General features: G+C 49.2%; 20 protein-coding genes. 14 read left to right on the top strand and 6 right to left on the bottom strand.

Features of this window, described 5'->3' with window-relative positions; translation table 11 throughout:
* Positions 1-5 precede the first annotated feature (5 nt).
* The 3 genes from NST20_RS09030 (at position 6) to NST20_RS09020 (ending at position 3,890) form a co-directional block, all read left to right on the top strand.
* Positions 6-1,316 carry a DEAD/DEAH box helicase gene (locus tag NST20_RS09030; protein ID WP_013859669.1) on the top strand — a complete coding sequence of 437 codons (1,311 nt, stop codon included), beginning with the start codon at positions 6-8 and terminating at the stop codon, positions 1,314-1,316.
* A gap of 15 nt (positions 1,317-1,331) precedes the next feature.
* The gene (locus tag NST20_RS09025) at positions 1,332-2,231 is read left to right on the top strand and encodes a deoxyribonuclease IV (RefSeq protein ID WP_195850658.1); all 900 of its coding nucleotides are present in this window, start codon (positions 1,332-1,334) and stop codon (positions 2,229-2,231) included.
* Positions 2,232-2,516: 285 nt separating this feature from the next.
* Complete coding sequence (locus NST20_RS09020; RefSeq protein WP_342399310.1) at positions 2,517-3,890, top strand: NlpC/P60 family protein; 1,374 nt, start codon at positions 2,517-2,519, stop codon at positions 3,888-3,890.
* 41 nt (positions 3,891-3,931) lie between these two features.
* On the opposite strand, the gene NST20_RS09015 is transcribed toward NST20_RS09020, so the two are convergent.
* Positions 3,932-4,186 (bottom strand): DUF2624 domain-containing protein, encoded by a 255-nt coding sequence (locus NST20_RS09015; protein ID WP_013859666.1) that lies wholly within the window; start codon positions 4,184-4,186, stop codon positions 3,932-3,934.
* Between the two features lie 194 nt (positions 4,187-4,380).
* On the opposite strand from NST20_RS09015, the gene NST20_RS09010 reads away from it, so the two are divergent.
* Genes NST20_RS09010 through NST20_RS09000 form a run of 3 tightly spaced genes read left to right on the top strand, consistent with a single transcriptional unit; the run spans position 4,381 to position 6,445 of the window.
* On the top strand, positions 4,381-5,139 hold the full coding sequence (locus tag NST20_RS09010) for an ABC transporter ATP-binding protein (protein WP_342399309.1): 759 nt from the start codon (positions 4,381-4,383) through the stop codon (positions 5,137-5,139).
* 14 nt (positions 5,140-5,153) lie between these two features.
* Positions 5,154-6,011, top strand: coding sequence for a metal ABC transporter permease (locus NST20_RS09005; RefSeq protein WP_014098004.1), 858 nt, complete (start codon positions 5,154-5,156; stop codon positions 6,009-6,011).
* Between the two features lie 2 nt (positions 6,012-6,013).
* Positions 6,014-6,445 carry a Fur family transcriptional regulator gene (locus NST20_RS09000; RefSeq protein WP_014098005.1) on the top strand — a complete coding sequence of 144 codons (432 nt, stop codon included), beginning with the start codon at positions 6,014-6,016 and terminating at the stop codon, positions 6,443-6,445.
* Between the two features lie 147 nt (positions 6,446-6,592).
* Here NST20_RS09000 and NST20_RS08995 read toward each other — a convergent pair whose 3' ends face one another.
* The 3 genes from NST20_RS08995 to NST20_RS08985 all read right to left on the bottom strand — a co-directional run bounded on the left by NST20_RS08995 (position 6,593) and on the right by NST20_RS08985 (position 8,863).
* On the bottom strand, positions 6,593-7,186 hold the full coding sequence (locus NST20_RS08995; RefSeq protein WP_342399308.1) for a hypothetical protein: 594 nt from the start codon (positions 7,184-7,186) through the stop codon (positions 6,593-6,595).
* 136 nt (positions 7,187-7,322) lie between these two features.
* On the bottom strand, positions 7,323-8,423 hold the full coding sequence (gene ispG / locus NST20_RS08990) for a flavodoxin-dependent (E)-4-hydroxy-3-methylbut-2-enyl-diphosphate synthase (RefSeq protein WP_142236779.1): 1,101 nt from the start codon (positions 8,421-8,423) through the stop codon (positions 7,323-7,325).
* A 107-nt stretch (positions 8,424-8,530) separates the two neighbouring features.
* Entirely contained in the window at positions 8,531-8,863 is a 333-nt protein-coding gene (locus tag NST20_RS08985) for a hypothetical protein (RefSeq protein ID WP_029142057.1), read from the bottom strand.
* A gap of 181 nt (positions 8,864-9,044) precedes the next feature.
* Between NST20_RS08985 and sodA the strand changes: the two genes are divergently transcribed.
* The 3 genes from sodA (at position 9,045) to NST20_RS08970 (ending at position 13,258) form a co-directional block, all read left to right on the top strand.
* A complete protein-coding gene (gene sodA / locus NST20_RS08980) occupies positions 9,045-9,653 on the top strand; it encodes a superoxide dismutase SodA (RefSeq protein ID WP_342399307.1) in 609 nt (202 codons plus the stop codon).
* 122 nt (positions 9,654-9,775) lie between these two features.
* A complete protein-coding gene (locus NST20_RS08975; protein ID WP_207368170.1) occupies positions 9,776-10,990 on the top strand; it encodes an MFS transporter in 1,215 nt (404 codons plus the stop codon).
* 102 nt (positions 10,991-11,092) lie between these two features.
* A complete protein-coding gene (locus NST20_RS08970; RefSeq protein ID WP_342399306.1) occupies positions 11,093-13,258 on the top strand; it encodes a penicillin-binding protein 2 in 2,166 nt (721 codons plus the stop codon).
* A gap of 65 nt (positions 13,259-13,323) precedes the next feature.
* On the opposite strand, the gene NST20_RS08965 is transcribed toward NST20_RS08970, so the two are convergent.
* A complete protein-coding gene (locus NST20_RS08965; protein ID WP_237348206.1) occupies positions 13,324-13,686 on the bottom strand; it encodes a hypothetical protein in 363 nt (120 codons plus the stop codon).
* 276 nt (positions 13,687-13,962) lie between these two features.
* Here NST20_RS08965 and rpmG point away from each other — a divergent pair, with 276 nt between their 5' ends.
* The 5 genes from rpmG (at position 13,963) to NST20_RS08940 (ending at position 17,161) form a co-directional block, all read left to right on the top strand.
* Positions 13,963-14,112, top strand: a complete 150-nt coding sequence (rpmG, locus tag NST20_RS08960; protein WP_014098013.1) for a 50S ribosomal protein L33 — start codon at positions 13,963-13,965, stop codon at positions 14,110-14,112.
* Between the two features lie 114 nt (positions 14,113-14,226).
* Positions 14,227-14,403 carry a hypothetical protein gene (locus tag NST20_RS08955; protein ID WP_017554330.1) on the top strand — a complete coding sequence of 59 codons (177 nt, stop codon included), beginning with the start codon at positions 14,227-14,229 and terminating at the stop codon, positions 14,401-14,403.
* Positions 14,404-14,503: 100 nt separating this feature from the next.
* Positions 14,504-15,670, top strand: a complete 1,167-nt coding sequence (locus NST20_RS08950) for a rhomboid family intramembrane serine protease (protein WP_041819143.1) — start codon at positions 14,504-14,506, stop codon at positions 15,668-15,670.
* A gap of 308 nt (positions 15,671-15,978) precedes the next feature.
* On the top strand, positions 15,979-16,200 hold the full coding sequence (locus tag NST20_RS08945; RefSeq protein ID WP_342399305.1) for a YqgQ family protein: 222 nt from the start codon (positions 15,979-15,981) through the stop codon (positions 16,198-16,200).
* Complete coding sequence (locus NST20_RS08940) at positions 16,193-17,161, top strand: ROK family glucokinase (RefSeq protein WP_342399304.1); 969 nt, start codon at positions 16,193-16,195, stop codon at positions 17,159-17,161. Before NST20_RS08945 ends, NST20_RS08940 begins: the two co-directional genes overlap by 8 nt.
* A 98-nt stretch (positions 17,162-17,259) precedes the next feature.
* On the opposite strand, the gene NST20_RS08935 is transcribed toward NST20_RS08940, so the two are convergent.
* Positions 17,260-17,433, bottom strand: a complete 174-nt coding sequence (locus tag NST20_RS08935; protein ID WP_019720590.1) for a DUF2759 domain-containing protein — start codon at positions 17,431-17,433, stop codon at positions 17,260-17,262.
* Between the last annotated feature and the right edge of the window lie 128 nt (positions 17,434-17,561).

Raw genomic sequence — 17,561 nt, 5'->3', positions numbered from 1 at the left:
GAAACATGAACGGAACAAAATGGAAAGATTTCGGTTTTAAACCATTTATCGAAAAAGCGATCGAACATAAAGGCTTTGCCGAACCGACGGAAATACAGCGAAAAATGATCCCGCTTGTTTTGCGTGGGGAAAGTGCCATTGGACAGTCGCAGACGGGAACGGGGAAAACACATGCTTATGTGCTACCGCTCTTGCAAAAAACAGACCCGTCTCTTGCGGAAGTCCAGGCGGTGATTACGGCCCCGACGCGGGAACTGGCGGCACAGATTTACCATGAAATTCAGGAAGTATTAAAATGGGAAGAAACAGGCCGGATAACCGCCAAACTGTTTATCGGCGGAACGGACAAGCAGCGTGATATCAGCAAACTGAAAAAACAGCCGCAAATTGTAGTCGGCACGCCGGGCAGGGTGAATGATCTTGTGAAAGAGCAGGCGTTGTTTGTCCATACAGCAAAAACGTTTGTTGTCGATGAAGCGGATATTATGCTCGATATGGGCTTTATCGTGGATGTCGACCAAATTGCGGGGAGGATGCCTGAAAAACTGCAAATGCTCGTGTTTTCGGCAACCATTCCCGAAAAATTAAAGCCGTTTTTAAAAAAGTATATGGAAAATCCGAAATTCGAGCAGGTAGCGCCGCGGCAAATCGCAGCAGAAAAAATTGAACATATTCTGATCCCGAAACGCGCGCGGGAGAAAATTGACGTGTTGCATGATGCCCTCGAGGCGTTTAACCCGTACTTGGCGATTGTATTTGCAAACACAAAAGCGATGGTGGAAGAAATTGCTGCAGGGCTCTCGGCAAAAGGGATGAAAACGGCCCGTATCCACGGAGACCTCTCGCCGCGGGAACGGGCGAAAACGATGAAACAAATCAAAAACCTGGAATACCGGTATATCATTGCCACTGATCTGGCCGCGCGCGGGATTGATATCGAAGGGGTCAGCCATGTCGTAAACTACGAGCTGCCAAAAGATTTGACGTTTTACGTCCACCGCGCCGGCAGAACGGCCCGCGCCGATCTATCGGGCATATGCGCAACCATTTACGAACCTTCCGATGAGTTTGCCCTCACGCAGCTTGAGAAAATGGGGATTGCCTTCATCTACCGTGATGTGCGCCGCGGCGAATGGGTGGAACTGGGCGACCGGAACCGCCGCAAAAAGCGTGTGAAAAAAGCGGATAAAACGGAAACCGCGGCGAGAAAGGCAATCGGCAGGCCGAAAAAAGTGAAGCCGGGCTATAAAAAGAAAATGGAACGGCAGATCGAAATGCTGAAAAAACGGCAAAGGAAATTGCAAAAACGGAAATAAAAGGGGAGAAACACCATGCTTAAAATTGGTTCACATGTCTCGATGAGCGGCAAAAAAATGCTGCTTGCGTCAAGTGAAGAGGCGGTTTCATACGGCGCCAACACATTTATGATTTATACCGGCGCACCGCAAAATACAAGGCGGAAGAAAATTGAAGACTTGAACATTGAAGCAGGCCTTGCCCATATGAAAGAACATGGCATAGAGGAGATTGTCGTCCATGCGCCGTATATTATCAATATCGGCAACACAACAAATCCTGCGACATTTGAACTCGGTGTCCGTTTTTTGCAGTCGGAAATTGAGCGGACGGAGGCAATCGGGGCGAAGCAGATCGTTTTGCATCCGGGCGCCCATGTTGGAGCAGGGCCGGAAAAAGCGATCAAAAAAATCATTGAAGGGCTGAATGAGGTGCTCGTTCCGGGGCAAACCGCCCAGATTGCGCTTGAAACGATGGCCGGCAAAGGATCCGAATGCGGCAGGACGTTTGAGGAACTGGCGGAAATCATAGACGGCGTCAAATACAATGACAAGCTTTCCATTTGCTTTGACACTTGCCATACCCATGATGCCGGCTATGATGTGAAAAACCGGTTTGATGAAGTGCTGGATGAATTTGACCGGATCATCGGCATCGGTCGCCTGAAAGTACTGCATATCAATGACAGCAAAAATGAAGCCGGCTCGCACAAAGACCGGCATGAGAATATCGGGTTTGGCCATATCGGATTTGAAGCCCTTGACTATATCGTGCATCACCCGGCGCTTTCTGACATCCCGAAAATTTTGGAAACCCCTTATGTCGGCGAAGACAAAAAGAACCGCAAGCCGCCGTACAAATACGAAATCGCCATGCTTAGAAACAGGGAATTTGACGAAAATCTGCTGGCCAAAATTGTGGAACAGCCCGTTTGAATCCCGGCCTGGTTTTAAAGCCGCTGAAAAAGGCCAAATAAAAACATAAAAACGGCGGGACACCACCATTCATCGTGCCCCGCTGTTTTTTTTTGCATCTATACCGTTTCAAAGCTTTTGGTTTTGCCTGGATTTTTTAAAAATAAACCTCCATTTTCAAAATGAAATAAAACTGTAATCTATTTGCCAAAGAATGAATGCTATAATCAGAAATATCAATAGATTAATAGAACGGGAGCTTTACATAATGGGGAAAAGCCGGTACATAGCAATGGAGGCGTTAAGGTGAACAGGAAGTTTTTGTTGTTAACCGCTGCTGCATTTATCGCAGGCAGCGCTTTCGTCCCGCTTAGCAAAGCATCCGCAGAAACCGCTGCCAAAAGCATTCAAAACGAGGAGTCGGCCGTGCAGGAAAGCATTTCCGGCAAGCAAAACGAGATTGCGAAGATTGCAGAAAACGAGAAACAGCTTCAGTCGGATATGAATAAAATTTCGGCTAAGATCCGTCAGACCAATCAGAAAATCAGTGAAAAAACGCAGGAAGTGTCAAATGCGCAAGACGAAGTTGCATCGTTAAATGCAAAAATGAAAGAAACGAAAAAAAGAATAGATGAACGCAACAACGTACTTGCCCGACGCGCGCGTGACATTCAGCAAAACGGCGGGCTGGACAGTTACCTGAATGTGCTGCTTGAATCCGGCAGCCTGAGCGATTTTGTCAGGCGAGCAGCGGCGTTAACGACGTTTGTCCAAGCAGACCGCGCCATTTTAAAAGCGCAGGAAAAAGACAGCCAAACATTAAATGCAGCAAAAGCTGAAGTGGAAAAGAAGCTTCAGAAAGTGCAGTCGGATTTATCCGAGCTGCAGGAGCTGAAAGAAGAAAACAAATACCGGTTTGCAGACCAGAAAAGCCTGAAAGCAGCGCTCAAGGAGCAAAAACAGGCTGTTGCAGCTGAGTTGGCCAGGCTGAAAGACAAAGAAGCTTCCTTAAACGCAGAGGAAAAAGCAGCGCTCGCTGAACTTGAAAGCAAGCAGGCCGCGGCCGCGCCATCTGATGCGGCAAAACCTTCCGCTCCTCAAGACCGGGAGCAAGAGGATTCCGCCTCTTCCGGCACGGGCGCCGGAAGAGGCCCGGATGGTTCAAACGGAAAAACCGCGGCACATACACAGAAGGAAAAGGCAAAGCCCGGATCCCGCGCAAAACATGTTGCGCGCGTATCTTCCTTTTCTGATTCCGGCCGCTCTTCAAATAACGCTTCCGGAACGGTTGAAAAAGCGATCAGCGCCGGTTCGGCTTTAATCGGGCATACCTCCTATAAAATGGGCGGCGGAAGGACGAAAAGCGACATTGCAAACGGGATTTTTGACTGCTCCTCCTTTGTTCATTGGGCATATGCGCAGGCAGGCGTGGATCTGGGCGGCTCCGGCGCGAATACGGATACGCTTGCCGGTCTTGGACAGGTGGTTAGTGCTTCGCAAATGAAACGGGGGGACCTCGTCTTCTTTGATACTTATAAGTACAACGGCCATGTCGGCATTTACCTGGGCGGCGGCAAATTTCTTGATTGCAACAGTTCAGATGGCGTTTCCATTGACAACATGAGCAGCGGCTACTGGAAAAAGTGCTTTAATGGCGTTGTCAGGCGTGTAGTGAAATAAGGAAGAACCGGCCGAAAAGCTGTTTTTCGGCCGGTTCTTTTCTATTTTGCCAATAAGACAAACACCCGGTTGATTTCTTTTGCGGTGAGCGGGCTCGTAATTTTTGCAATGTCCTTCAGCGCTTTGCTGCGGGCCTGGTCATCAAAGATGTCCAATTGTTTTCCCCGCACATAATCCGCGATTTTTTCCGCATCTTCGCGGCTGATTTTCACGTTAAACTGCCGCGCGTATTTAAAAAGTTCCGCGCCGGTAATGATATTCACCTTATAATTGACCATATTTTGAATCAGTTTCAATATCCATCACTCTCCCCGTTTCATGTATATGCGGGCCGGGAAGAAATGTTTCGGATGGGGCATTGCGCCGGAAGCAGAAAAGCGGCAAGAAGGCGGCAACCGCCGGCATTTCACCGCGAACCGCCACCCTTTACAATCTTCCGGAAAGCGGGTATAATGTTTAAATCGGAATGATTCTGATTGAGGAGTTGCGTATGGAAGAATACATTGTGGAAGTTTCAGGCCTCTCTTTCCGTTATGACCGGAAGAATGTGCTGGAACAGATCGATTTAAACATACCAAAGGGAGCGTTTCTCGGCATCATTGGCCCGAACGGTTCCGGAAAATCAACCCTGCTAAAGCTCATGCTCGGGCTGTTAAAACCGCAGGAAGGGGAAATCCGCCTTTTCGGCACGCCGCTCAGCCGCTTTAAAGACTGGAGCCGGATCGGTTTTGTCTCGCAAAAAGCCAATGCATTTAATACTGGTTATCCTGCGACCGTTTTAGAAGTGGTCGAAAGCGGCCTGGTGAAAAAAACCGGCCTGTTCCGTTTCCTTGGCCCCGGCGCCAGAAAAGAAGCAATGGAAGCGATCCGCTCAGTCGGGATGGAGGCGTACGCCCATCAAAATATTGGCGAGCTAAGTGGCGGCCAGCAGCAGCGTGTGTTTATCGCGCGGGCCATTGTCAGCAAGCCGGAGATTTTGATGCTGGATGAGCCGACAGTTGGTGTGGACCAGCGCCATGTCCGGTCTTTTTACGAAATGCTGGAGCAGCTGAACAGGGAATGGGGCATTACCCTGATTCTTGTCACACATGATATCGGCGCCGTTTCCGACAAAGTGACGCATGTTGCATGCTTGAACCAGCATTTATATTTCCATGGCGACATCCACGCGTTTCAGCAGTTGGATAAAGAAAAACGTTCATCCTGGTATGCCCACGATGTCCGGTTGCTGGCGCATGAACATGGGTGAGAAGGAGAAACCGAATGATTGCTGCACTTTTTCATTATCATTTTTTACAAAATACATTTTTGGCCGGCATTTTAATCGGCCTGATTGCCCCTTTGATCGGTAGTTTTATTGTCGTACGCCGTTTGTCGCTGATTGCGGATGCGCTCAGCCATGTCACATTGTCCGGGATTGCGATCAGCCTGTTTTTAAGCAGCAAGCTTTCTATTCTTGCCGGGTTGAACCCGCTTTATATTGGCACCGGCTTTTCCGTGCTCGGATCCGTGCTGATCGAGCGGTTGCGCGGGGTTTACCGGCATTATGAAGAACTTGCGATTCCGATTATCATGTCGGGCGGGATTGGCATCGGGCTGATCTTTATTTCTGTGGCCGGAGGGTATAATGTAGATTTGATGAATTACCTGTTCGGCAGCGTAAGCGCGGTAAGCCAGGCTGATCTTTGGCTCATTCTGGGGATTGCCGTCATTGTGGCGGCTGTGATCCTTTTGCTGTATAAGGAACTTTTCCTGCTTTCTTTTGATGAAGAATATGCAAAAGTGTCCGGTATTCCTGCGAAAACGATCCATTTGCTGTTTATGGTGCTGATTGCGCTTGTGATTTCGGCTGCGATGCGGATCGTGGGGATTATGCTTGTATCCGCGCTGATTACGCTCCCGGTAGCGGCCAGCATCCGCATCAGCCGGGGATTTAAACAGACCATTTTGTTTTCCGTTCTTTTTGGCGAAATTTCCGTTTTGGGCGGGCTGGTTACGGCATTTTATCTGAATTTGCCGCCCGGTGGTACAATTGTGGTGATTTCCATCGTCATTTTGCTTTTGGCGGTTTATATGAAACGATTCCGGCCCGGTGCCGGTTTGAACAAAAAGAAGGTGTGAACATGCTTTTGGATGAGGCAATTGAAATCTTGAAGGAAAACGGCTATAAGCATACAGGAAAAAGGGAAAAAATGCTCGATTTGTTTTCGGAGAGCAATAAGTATTTGACGGCAAAAGACGTGCTCGAATGGATGAAAGATGCGTATCCGGGCCTCAGTTTTGATACGATCTACAGGAATTTATCGCTTTTTGCTGAACTTGGCATACTGGAAGTGACAGAGCTGTCCGGTGAAAAGCATTTCCGTTTCAAATGCTCGACAAACCACCACCATCACCATTTTATTTGCCTGGCGTGCGGGAAGACGAAAGAAATCCCGGATTGCCCGATGCCAATGGTGAGCGGTTTGGAAGGGTATGCCATTTCCGGCCATAAGTTTGAAATTTACGGCACGTGCCCGGAATGCATGGCAGATGAAACGCGGCAAAATATTTAACAAACCCTGCTTCCGGCAGGGTTTGTTAAATACTTGGAAATTTTCACACATGCATTTTCAAGAAATAAGCCAAGCGGGCGGCGCACAGGTCACCCGCAAAAAGCGCACCCCCAATCCGGCCTGCCCCTTACAGAAAGAAGGAGCCCTTTAATCGTGTGCGGCGCGGCCGGATTGGGTGATCCAGCGCCTGACCCAGTCGTCCGCTTCTTTCCAGTTTTTCACCCGGTACACATTTTCCGGGACGGGATCCCGGTTGTACGGGGTGTCAAACAGAAGGACGGGGATGCCAAGGGTTTGTGCAATGGCAGCCGCATTGTCATGTTTGTCTTCCAAAAACAAATCAACGTTGTACTTTTTTGCGGTTTCCACTTTATGATGCGTGCCGATCAGCTCGATATGATGGTATTTCAGCTGTTGTTTTGTAAACCAGTTTTTGGTCACATCAAAGAGATAGGATGCGCGTGCGCTGATAAAATACAGCTCAAACCGGTCTGCCCATTTGTTTAACACTTCTTTTGCCCCTTTTGCAACCGGGGATTTTGCATAGATCACAGGCTCCGAGCGGATAAACCAGTCGGCAAATGTCCCGGCAGGAATATCGACGACATCTGTGATCTCATACTTCGTTAAGTCTTCATATTTCAGGCCAATGTGAAAGGCATCGTTAATGAACGGAATAAGCGTTTCAGGGTCTGTCACAGTCCCGTCAATGTCAATGCCGAAACGGTATTTTTTCACCATGGTGCGCCTCCTTTGTGTTTTGAATGTGAAGCGATCGTGCTGCCTGTTACCCGGGCCCGTTTGCAAGGGCCGGGCCGGCAGGATAAACATTGCCGCGCATGAAGAAACACCGGCTTGTTTTACGCCGGTGTTTCGGTCAGACGGGGTTCGCGTTTTGCGCAGCCTGTTTTTGGTAATACGCTTCGGCAAGCATGTCGATTTCTTTTTTCAGTTCTTCCACCATTTGATCTTCCGGCACTTTCCGTATGATTTTCCCTTTGCGGAACAGGAGGCCTTCCCCGCGTGCGCCGGCGATGCCGATATCCGCTTCTCTTGCTTCGCCGGGGCCGTTGACGGCGCAGCCGAGGACAGAAACTTTAATCGGCGCTTTAATGGTCTGTAAATATTCTTCGACTTCGTTTGCGATGCTGATCAAATCGATCGCAATCCGGCCGCAAGTCGGGCACGAAACGAGCGTTGGGGCATTGGAGGAAAGCCCGAATATTTTCAGCAGCTCGCGCGCGACTTTCACTTCTTCCACCGGGTCGGCGCTTAAAGAAATGCGGAGCGTGTTGCCGATTCCCATATTTAAAAGCGCCCCAATCCCTGCGGCACTTTTGATGGTGCCGGAAAACAGCGTCCCGGATTCGGTAATGCCGAGATGGAGCGGGTAGTCAAATGTCCTTGCCGCTTTCTCGTACGCTTCGATGGCAAGGCGGACGTCCGAGGCTTTCATGGAAACGATAATGTCGTGAAAATCCAGGTCTTCGAGAATCCGGATATGGTGCAGGGCGCTTTCGACCATGCCGTCTGCTGTAGGGTATCCGTATTTTTGCAAAATTGGTTTTTCAAGGCTTCCTGCATTGACGCCGATCCGGATTGGGATGCCGCGCTCTTTTGCCGCTTTCACGACCGCTTCGACTTTTTCACGCTTGCCGATATTGCCCGGATTAATCCGGATTTTATCGACACCGCCTTCAATCGCGATTAACGCAAGCCGGTAATCAAAGTGGATATCCGCGACAAGCGGGATATGGATTCTTTTTTTTATGTCGGGAATAGCCCTTGCCGCCCGTTCATCCGGGACAGCAACGCGCACGATCTGGCAGCCTGCTTCTTCAAGCCGCTCAATCTGGCGGACGGTTGCATCGGCATCATGTGTTTTCGTCGTCGTCATACTTTGAATGAATAGTTCATTGCTGCCCCCGATCGTCAAGTTTCCGACCTTGACAGGGCGCGTTTTTGTACGGTGTATGATCTCACCCAAGGATATTCGCTCCTTTAATGATCTGTCAGTCCATAAACATTTTACCAACTTACATTTTAACAATTGACTGCCCCGATTGACAAGCCATTGTCCGCATTTTACCGGGATTCGCCGTAAATGGGAAATCGGTACGTTTGTCCGATCTGGATGTCTTCCGGTGCAATTCCGCCGTTCAGTTTGCTGAAATCACGGATCGCTTTTTCAATCGAAGGCGCCGGCCCGCCCGATATTTGTTTGATAATCGTAAGCACCGTGTCACCGGAATGGACTTTGGCTGTGACATACGGGCGGTGCGTTGTTTGCGGTTGTACGGCAACGGTTTTTCCGGCTGTTTCTTTTGCATTCGTCGGGATTGTGCCTGCGTGGAGATCGTAGTAGATGCAGTAAGAGATAAGGGCAGCGAAAAAGAGCACAGCGATTTTTTTCAACATGGACATTCCCTCCTTTATGAGTGCTACCAGTATATGCCGGTATGCTGCAATTAGAACCCGGGGGGATTCTGAAAAATGCAGGCGTAAAATTTGCCATCTATCAACCGGTTTTGGTACATTAAATATGACAAATCTTTGAATCTTTCCGGTTCAAAACATTACATAAAGGAGGAATAAAGATATGACGTACACTTTACCGCAATTGCCGTATGCGTATGATGCACTGGAGCCTTATATTGACAAGGAAACGATGAACATCCACCATACGAAGCACCATAATACTTATGTCACCAACTTGAACAAAGCGCTGGAAGGCCATGACGATCTTGCTTCCAAATCCGTTGAGGACTTAATTTCGGATTTGAATGCGGTTCCGGAAGAAATCCGTACAGCGGTTCGCAACAACGGCGGGGGGCATGCCAACCACTCGCTGTTCTGGACGCTGCTTTCGCCAAATGGCGGCGGCGAACCTAAAGGCGCGCTGCTTGACGCGATCAACAGCAAATTCGGCAGCTTTGAAAATTTCAAAGAACAATTTGCAGCTGCTGCAGCAGGCCGTTTCGGTTCCGGCTGGGCATGGCTTGTTGTCCATAACGGCGAGCTCGAAATTATGAGCACCCCGAACCAGGACAACCCGCTTTCCGAAGGCAAAAAACCGGTTCTTGGCCTTGATGTTTGGGAACATGCTTACTATTTGAAATACCAAAACCGCCGTCCGGAATATATTTCTGCATTCTGGAATGTTGTAAACTGGGACGAAGTGGAAAAACTGTACGAAGCAGCGAAATAATCGTGCTCCATTTAAAAAAGGGCGTGCCGCGCAATTTGCGTGCATGCCCTTTTTGCATGCGCCCGTGCATAAACGCCCCCGTTTTTCAAAACAATATAGGGGAATGGGGGGAGTTTTGATTTATGAAGCGTGTGCAAAAATGGTTCGGAGATATAGAATTGTCAAAAGATCTGCTGCTGCTACTTGCGATCGGCGGGCTTTATTCTTTAAGCGTTTCGCTGTCCAATTCTTTCGTTAACATATATTTATGGAAGCAGACAGGGAAGTACATAGATCTGGCGGTATATAATTTATCGGTTGTCATCCTGCAGCCGCTCACTTTTATCATCGCGGGAAGATGGGCAAAAAAAGTGGACAGGGTTATGGTGTTCAGGATCGGGGTTGCCTTTTTGGCGCTGTTTTATTTATGCGTGCTGTTTTCGCGGGGGCATGCCGGCGATTTTATCGTTTTGCTTGGCGGGCTGCTCGGGATCGGCTACGGCTTTTACTGGCTCGCCTACAACGTACTGACGTTTGAAATTACGGAGCCTGAGACGAGGGATTTTTTTAACGGCTTTATGGGGGCATTCGGCTCCATCGGCGGCATGGCCGGGCCGTTTGCCGCAGGGCTGATCATTTCAGCAATCGGAAAAACCGGTTATACGGTCGTTTTTGCCCTCTCCCTGATCCTGTTTGCCCTTGCCGTCGTCCTCAGTTTTTTTATTGCGCCGCGCCCTGCACACGGCCGTTATTTGTTTAAGCAAATCGTAAAAGAACGGCATCACAACCCGAATTGGAAACGGATTACAAGCGCCCATTTTGTCCAAGGTTTAAGGGATGGCACGTTTGTGTTTATGATTTCCGTTTTCGTGTTCCTTTCTACGGGGAGCGAGCTTTCTCTCGGCACGTTCGGGCTGATCAATTCCTGCTTGCAGTTTCTCGGGTACACGCTCGTTGCCCGTTATATTAAAATCAAGCACCGCCAGCGCTCGATTTTTTGGGGCGGGCTGCTTCTGTATGCGGCCGTGTTTTTGTTTGTTTTTGAAGTCACCTATCCGAGAATGCTGCTTTATGCCGCAACGATTGCGATTGCTTACCCGCTTCTGCTTGTCCCGTATAATTCGATGACATACGATGTGATCGGCAGGGCATGGAAAGCAGCGGAAGCACGGATTGAGTATGTTGTCGTGCTTGAAATATTTACCAATGCCGGCAGAGTTGCTTCGATTTTACTTTTCATTGCAGCCGTCACTTTTTTCAACAGCCAGGTGAGCATCCGCGTGCTGATGCTAGTCATTGGGGCAGGGCATTTGTGCATTTCGCTTTTTACAAGGAATATCCGGATTGGGGATATGTAGGGCCGCCGTTTCCAAAAATGGCGGTATTTTTTATAGCCATGTCCGCATTTTTTCGCTAAAATGGAATGTATAGCCGATGGCGAAGGGAGGAGCAGAAAAAGGTTGAAAAAAAAGAAGCGGAAAAAGCGGTCGCATATTCCATTTAGAATGAATATGCTGTTCTTTGCTGTTTTTGTGCTTTTTTCGGTCTTAGTCGTGCGTCTGGGCATTGTGCAGATTGTCTACGGCCAGGATTACAAAAAAGAACTTGAACAGACGGAAGACAAGACGATCCATACTTCTGTTCCAAGAGGAAGAATTCTTGACCGGAACTATAAAGTGATTGTGGGCAATAAAGCGCTGAAGGCGATCACATATACGAGAACCCAGGCGGATGATAACAAAAAAATGCTGAAAGTGGCAAGGAAACTCGGGGAAATCATCAAAGTGCCGGATGCGGATGTGAAACGGCTGACGGACCGGGATAAAAAAGACTTTTGGATCCTGACCCATCCGAAAGCGGCAAAACAGCTCGTTTCCAAAGCAGAACAGGCAAAGCTCGACAACGACAGCGACAAAATATACAAGTTGCAGCTGAAGCGGATTACGAAACAGGATCTGGATTCAATGTCGCCGGAAGATCTCAATGTGCTCGCGATCTACAGCAAAATGTCGGCCGGCTATGTGCTGTCCCCGCAAATTATCAAAAACACGGGCGTGACAAATAAAGAGTATGCGACTGTGAGCGAGAATCTTTCAGCGCTGCCGGGCGTGGACATTACAACCGACTGGGAACGGAACTATGTGTTCAAAGAGGCAAACAGCAACGATTCGGTTTTAGGGTCAATCCTCGGCGATGTGACAACCGAAAAAGAAGGCTTGCCTGCCGACAAGGAGCAGTACTACACGGCCCGTGGATACAGCCGCAATGACCGCGTCGGGAAAAGCTACATTGAACAGCAGTATGAAGATGTCTTGAGCGGCGAAAAAGAAAAAGTGGAAGCGAAACAGGATAAAAAAGGGAATGTCATCTCTTCAAAAGTGATCAGCAAAGGGAAGCCGGGCAGCGACCTTGTCCTGTCTATTGACATTGACCTGCAAAAAGAAGTGGAGAAAATTATTACCGATGAAATCAAAGCGGCCCGCGCAAGCAATCCGCTTGTTGACCGTGCCTTTGTTACCGTCATGAACCCGAATACCGGAGAAGTGCTGACAATGGCCGGCAAACAGGTGGTCACAAAAAACGGGTCTGCGAAAATCAAGGACTTTGCGCTCGGGAATATGACAACTGCTTATCCTTCGGGTTCTGCGGTAAAAGGTGCGACTGTTTTGACCGGGTTCCAGACCGGGGCCATTTCGCCCGGAAGTGTATATGTCGACCAGCCGCTCCATTTTGCCGGCACCCCTGTGAAAAAATCGTGGGTTGCCAACGGTTTTGGGGCGATTAACGACTTAAGGGCCCTGCAGGTTTCATCTAACGTATATATGTTCCGGACGGTGATGGCGATCGGCGGGCAGCACAATTATGTGCCAAATGGCCCGCTCAGGATTGACAAAATGAAAACGATCCGGACATTGCGCAAATATTTTGCCCAGTTCGGGCTTGGCGTCAAAACCGGTATTGACCTTCCGGGCGAAGTCGGCGGCTACCAAACGGAAGTTCCGCCGAACAGCGGGAACGTGCTCGACTTTGGGATCGGGCAGTTTGACACGTATACGCCGCTGCAGCTTTGCCAGTATGTTTCCACGATCGCAAACGGCGGTTACCGTGTGCAGCCGCATCTTGCGAAGGAAATCCGTGAACCAAGCCCGGACGGCAAGACACTCGGGCCTGTCGAGAAAGAAGTCGGCACGACGGTCTTAAACCGTGTGGATATGAAAGAATCATACATCAACCGCGTCAAACAAGGTTTCTATAATGTGGTGAACGTTCCCCACGGAACAGCTTACGGGCGGATTGATTCCAGCCTGAAAGTGGCAGGGAAAACCGGGACAGCCCAGGCTGTTTATGGCGGTGAACTGGTGGAAAAATACGACGCCGCAGGAAGAACACATCCTTCTCTCTGGAGCAATGCATGGAATTCCACTTTTGTCGGCTATGCGCCGTACAATCATCCGGAAATTGCCATCTCGGTCGTCGTGCCATGGTCCTATATGGGGGGAGCATCCGACCCGCACACGAATTTAAAAATTGCAAACCGTGTGTTTAAAGCCTATTTTGATCTGAAGAAAAAAGAGGAGAGCAAAGCAACAAATACGCCGGAAAAGACAGTTGCAAATGCCAACTAGGCCGTCTCCGGCTGAGGAAAAAACGGATAACAGGGGGAACCCTGTTATCCGTTTTCTGTATAAATCTATTCTGGTGTTTGCATGGCACCGGAAATGATGCGTTTCACTTCGTTTACGGGGAGGGCGGACTGCCTTGCGATCTGTTCGAATGAAAGGCCCTGCCGGAACAAAGCGAGCACCTGGTTTTTTACAATTTCATTGACCGGACTTTTGCCGGACGGATCCGGAAGAAGCGGATCGGCTCCGGGCATCATAAATTCTTCTTCGAGCGTCTGCAATCTTTTTTTGATCTGGTACGTTTCCTGGAAAAATTTTAAAGACAAATCTTCCAGTTCCTGTTCTACCAGATGTGCGTGGTCCTGGCGGAAAAACGAAATAAGAAACAATACCACAGAAAGCGCCAGTAACACAATCAGCGTCATAACCATCCAGTTCTCTCCTTTTTCATTGCAAAGTACTATTGTTAGTTATATCATGATTTTCCTGTGAAGTGTACCGCCTATCCGGCAAGAGGGGGCCAATTCGTGCCAGCAAAGCGGGACCGGCGGGCTTGCTTGCCCCATTCAAGTGAAAATTTCACATATATCGGCAGCCGGTGGGAAGAACGGTTTTGTTTGAAAAAACATACTGGCAATCGTACGTGAAAAATGCTATGATAGAAAAGTCGTATGCACGATCGATTGAGAAAGATGGAGGGATGAAACATGCGTGTAAACATTACACTGGCTTGCACGGAATGCGGTGAGCGTAACTATATTACAACAAAAAATAAACGTACGACCCCGGACCGTATTGAATTGAAAAAATATTGCCCGCGGGACAAACGTGCAACCGTACATCGCGAAACAAAGTAAACAGCAGGCGTTTTCCTGCTGTTTTTTCTTTTGCCACAGCGTTAGCGGATAATTTCTCCCCCGGCAGGAAAAATAGAAATGAGTTGCAGAAAATTTTTCGGGGGAGGAATCGCCATGAACAGATGGGTGAAGTGGATGGCGGTGCTGCTTCTGTTTTCAGCAGCTTACCGGAACCGTTACCGGGTATTAAACACTGTATTTGGGTACGGCCCTGCGAGAAAATTGGCGGTCACGGCGGCAATGCGGATTCCCGGATTACGGTCGCGCGTCATGGGCCAGGTTTTTCAATAACGGTGAAAAAAGGGCGGGTGTAAAAGGCCAAACGCTTTACACTCCGCTCTTTTTTTCGATATAGTTAGGATAAAATGGATGGAAAAAGGCAGGGGAAATCGTGAACAGTAGGGCAGATGTTTTGTTTTGGGCAATCAGCCGCCATTTTGTCGTGGAACAGGAGTACCGGATCCTGTTTTTGAGTGAAAACCGGGATGAAATGTGGCTTGCCAATACAAAAAAGAAGAATTTGCCGCTTGTGCGTCTTTTGCGGTATGACATCGACTGGGGCAACTGGTTATACCGCGACATCCGCGATTGTTGCGCACAGGCTGAAGATTTATGCAAACAAATAAAGCGGCTTGCTCCGCGCGTACTCAATATTTACGTAAGCGAGTATGCGCCGGTTGACGATTATGAAATCTATTTGGATGAACCGATGCATATCAATGGCGGAAAAACGGAACTCCGCAGCGTATTGATTGAAGGGGAGAATCCTGGTCCCGGGATCAGTAAGCTGCGTCCGTTCACGGAAAGCCGGCTTGCCATTGCGCCTGAAACGATGAGCGGGGACGCCTATGCATTACAGCGGACGGTGTTCGAAGCCGAGGCGCGCCGGGAAGAGGAGGAACGGCAGCTGTTTGACGCGGGCAGGCCGTTTTTTACATACGTCTTTCTGGCCGTACAGATTGCCGTGTTTATTGTTATGTCGCTTACCGGCGGGACGCAGAATACGCAAAACCTGATCCGTTTCGGCGCCAAGTACAATCCGCTGATTATGGAAGGGCAATATTGGCGGCTGATTATGCCCGTTTTTATTCATATCGGGATCATGCACCTTTTTATGAATTCGCTCTCTTTATACTATATCGGACCGCTTGTCGAACGGATTTACGGCAAGGCGCGCTTTGCCCTGATTTATTTGTTCGCCGGGTTTACAGGCTGCCTGGCCAGCTTCCTGTTTTCACCAAGCCTTTCTGCTGGCGCAAGCGGTGCGATTTTTGGCTTGTTCGGCGCGCTTCTTTACATCGGGACGGCTTACCGAGATCTTTTTTTCCGGACAATGGGATCGAGTGTCATTACGCTCATCATCATTAATCTCGTTTTCGGTTTTTCCGTTTCCGGCATTGACAATTTCGGGCATCTTGGCGGGCTTTTCGGCGGCTTTCTTGCAGCATGCATCGTCCACTTTCCGAAACGGAAGCGCATCGGTGTGCAGCTTCCGGCTCTTCTTATTGCCGCTTTCCTCGTTTATATGGGCCTGCGCGGCATTCACCCGGCAGACTAATAAGCATGCCCCCGTTTCGGTTCCGGTCCGCTTCTTTGGCGTGCAAGTGCGGGCCTTTCGGGGGACGGATCGTGCCGGGATAAAAATTTCTCTCTTTAGGGCCGGGGGAAGCGCGCCGGTATATAGGGGCGCCGCGGGTTTCCGCGGCTATCCTTCAAAAAATGCACCGGGCAAGGTTTCACGGCGCACTTCCACGCCGGGCGGCCAAATGATCCAGCAAATTTCCGCAATTTGATGCTTGTTAGAAGTTGCACAATCGACTATACTTTTATTGGAACAGATTTTTTATAAATGAAAGCTGGGTCGAAATGAGAACGCTTTATGATGTGCAACAGCTTTTGAAAAAATTCGGAATTATTGTCTATATCGGGGACCGGCTTGCCGATCTCGAGCTGATGGAATTGGAACTGAGGCAGTTGTACCAGGCAAGGGTGCTGGAAAACCGCGAATACGAAACCGCCCTGTTGATCATCAGGCAGGAAAAACGGTTGGAAAAAGAGAAAAAAATGGAGGGTGAGCGAAATGGCTGAGAAGTGGATCATTGGCATTGATTTGGGGGGCACCTCCACAAAACTGGCATTTGTGAATGAAGCAGGCGATATTGTACACAGATGGGAGATCCCGACTGTGACGGCTAACGAGGGGAAAGCGATCCTTCCGAATATCGCAAAATCGATTGAGGACGAATTGGCCCGGGCAAAGCGGGAGAAAAAAGAGATCACAGGGATCGGCCTCGGCGTACCGGGGCCGGTTGATATGGAAGCCGGCGTGATTTATGAGTCCGTCAATATCGGCTGGGCGCAGCATTATCCGGTTGCCGGGACATTGCAAAAATTGGCGGGGTTAAAAGTGGTGATCGATAATGATGCAAATGTTGCGGCACTCGGTGAAATGTGGAAAGGCGCCGGGAAAGGTTCCGGGGAAATGGTCTTCGTTACGCTTGGCACCGGTGTCGGCGGCGGCATCATTACAGGCGGGGATATCGTCCACGGCGTAAAAGGGGCGGCAGGCGAAATCGGCCATATTACCGTCATCCCGGAAGGCGGGGCACGATGCAACTGCGGGAAAACCGGCTGCCTTGAAACAGTCGCTTCCGCAACAGGCGTGGTCAGGACAGCCATAGCGAAACTGGCTGCATTTAGCGGCGCGTCCCCGTTAAAAGATTTGTATGCCCGAAGCGGATCGGTAAGCGCCAAAGACGTGTTTGACTTTGCGAAAGCGGGAGATGCCCTTTCCCACGAAATTGTTGACGAAACGGCAAAATACCTCGGGCTTGCGCTGGCAAGTGTGGCCAATACGTTAAATCCGGAAAAAATCGTGTTGGGGGGCGGGGTGTCAAAAGCAGGCGAAACGCTCTTAAACCCGGTGCGCGCTTATTTTTTGAAATACGCGTTCAACACGGTCGGCAAATCGACAAAACTGGAACTTGCCACATTGGGAAACGATGCCGGCGTGCTCGGGGCAGCGTGGCTGGCGTTAAATAAAATTTAAGCGGGGCGCCCCCTTCCATGATACGCGCTGATTTTGGCATACTACAAACAGCGATATAATGAGATGAAAAAAAGCGGCATGGCGCCGCTTTTTCAGCATTAAGTAAAGGCCGGGTAGCCCGAATGGATGACGGTCATGATGGCAAACCAGCCGAAAAGGGCAAAAGAAATGATGCCGAAAATAAATCCGAGGATATTTTTGTTTTTGGCCGCAGTAATGAAACCAATCAGTGACAGTATGGAGACGAGACTGAAAATAATGACTGTACCCATGACATCCCCCTTATAATGAAAAGGTATTCAATTATCTTTATTTTACAACCGGTCTGGTGATTTGTCGAGTAAATGAACAGGCATTTTTTACGGATGAAAACATGATACAATAAGGGAGGAGGGATACG

This window comes from Weizmannia sp. FSL W8-0676, assembly GCF_038593015.1.
GTDB lineage: Bacteria > Bacillota > Bacilli > Bacillales > Bacillaceae_C > Weizmannia > Weizmannia coagulans.
Note: the sequence above shows the minus strand (reverse complement) of the source record. Positions and strands in the feature narration are given on the sequence as shown.

What these genes read in the sequence shown, in the direction of transcription:
- NST20_RS08955 (WP_017554330.1), top strand. Translation starts at nt 14,227, where the DNA reads ATGAACAGATGGGTGAAGTGGATGGCGGTGCTGCTTCTGTTTTCAGCA.
- NST20_RS09030 (WP_013859669.1), top strand. Translation starts at nt 6, where the DNA reads ATGAACGGAACAAAATGGAAAGATTTCGGTTTTAAACCATTTATCGAA.
- NST20_RS08935 (WP_019720590.1), bottom strand. Translation starts at nt 17,433, where the DNA reads ATGGGTACAGTCATTATTTTCAGTCTCGTCTCCATACTGTCACTGATT.
- sodA (WP_342399307.1), top strand. Translation starts at nt 9,045, where the DNA reads ATGACGTACACTTTACCGCAATTGCCGTATGCGTATGATGCACTGGAG.
- NST20_RS09000 (WP_014098005.1), top strand. Translation starts at nt 6,014, where the DNA reads ATGCTTTTGGATGAGGCAATTGAAATCTTGAAGGAAAACGGCTATAAG.
- NST20_RS08965 (WP_237348206.1), bottom strand. Translation starts at nt 13,686, where the DNA reads ATGGTTATGACGCTGATTGTGTTACTGGCGCTTTCTGTGGTATTGTTT.
- NST20_RS08940 (WP_342399304.1), top strand. Translation starts at nt 16,193, where the DNA reads ATGGCTGAGAAGTGGATCATTGGCATTGATTTGGGGGGCACCTCCACA.
- rpmG (WP_014098013.1), top strand. Translation starts at nt 13,963, where the DNA reads ATGCGTGTAAACATTACACTGGCTTGCACGGAATGCGGTGAGCGTAAC.
- NST20_RS09010 (WP_342399309.1), top strand. Translation starts at nt 4,381, where the DNA reads ATGGAAGAATACATTGTGGAAGTTTCAGGCCTCTCTTTCCGTTATGAC.
- NST20_RS09005 (WP_014098004.1), top strand. Translation starts at nt 5,154, where the DNA reads ATGATTGCTGCACTTTTTCATTATCATTTTTTACAAAATACATTTTTG.
- NST20_RS08945 (WP_342399305.1), top strand. Translation starts at nt 15,979, where the DNA reads ATGAGAACGCTTTATGATGTGCAACAGCTTTTGAAAAAATTCGGAATT.
- NST20_RS09025 (WP_195850658.1), top strand. Translation starts at nt 1,332, where the DNA reads ATGCTTAAAATTGGTTCACATGTCTCGATGAGCGGCAAAAAAATGCTG.
- NST20_RS08975 (WP_207368170.1), top strand. Translation starts at nt 9,776, where the DNA reads ATGAAGCGTGTGCAAAAATGGTTCGGAGATATAGAATTGTCAAAAGAT.
- NST20_RS08985 (WP_029142057.1), bottom strand. Translation starts at nt 8,863, where the DNA reads ATGTTGAAAAAAATCGCTGTGCTCTTTTTCGCTGCCCTTATCTCTTAC.
- NST20_RS08995 (WP_342399308.1), bottom strand. Translation starts at nt 7,186, where the DNA reads ATGGTGAAAAAATACCGTTTCGGCATTGACATTGACGGGACTGTGACA.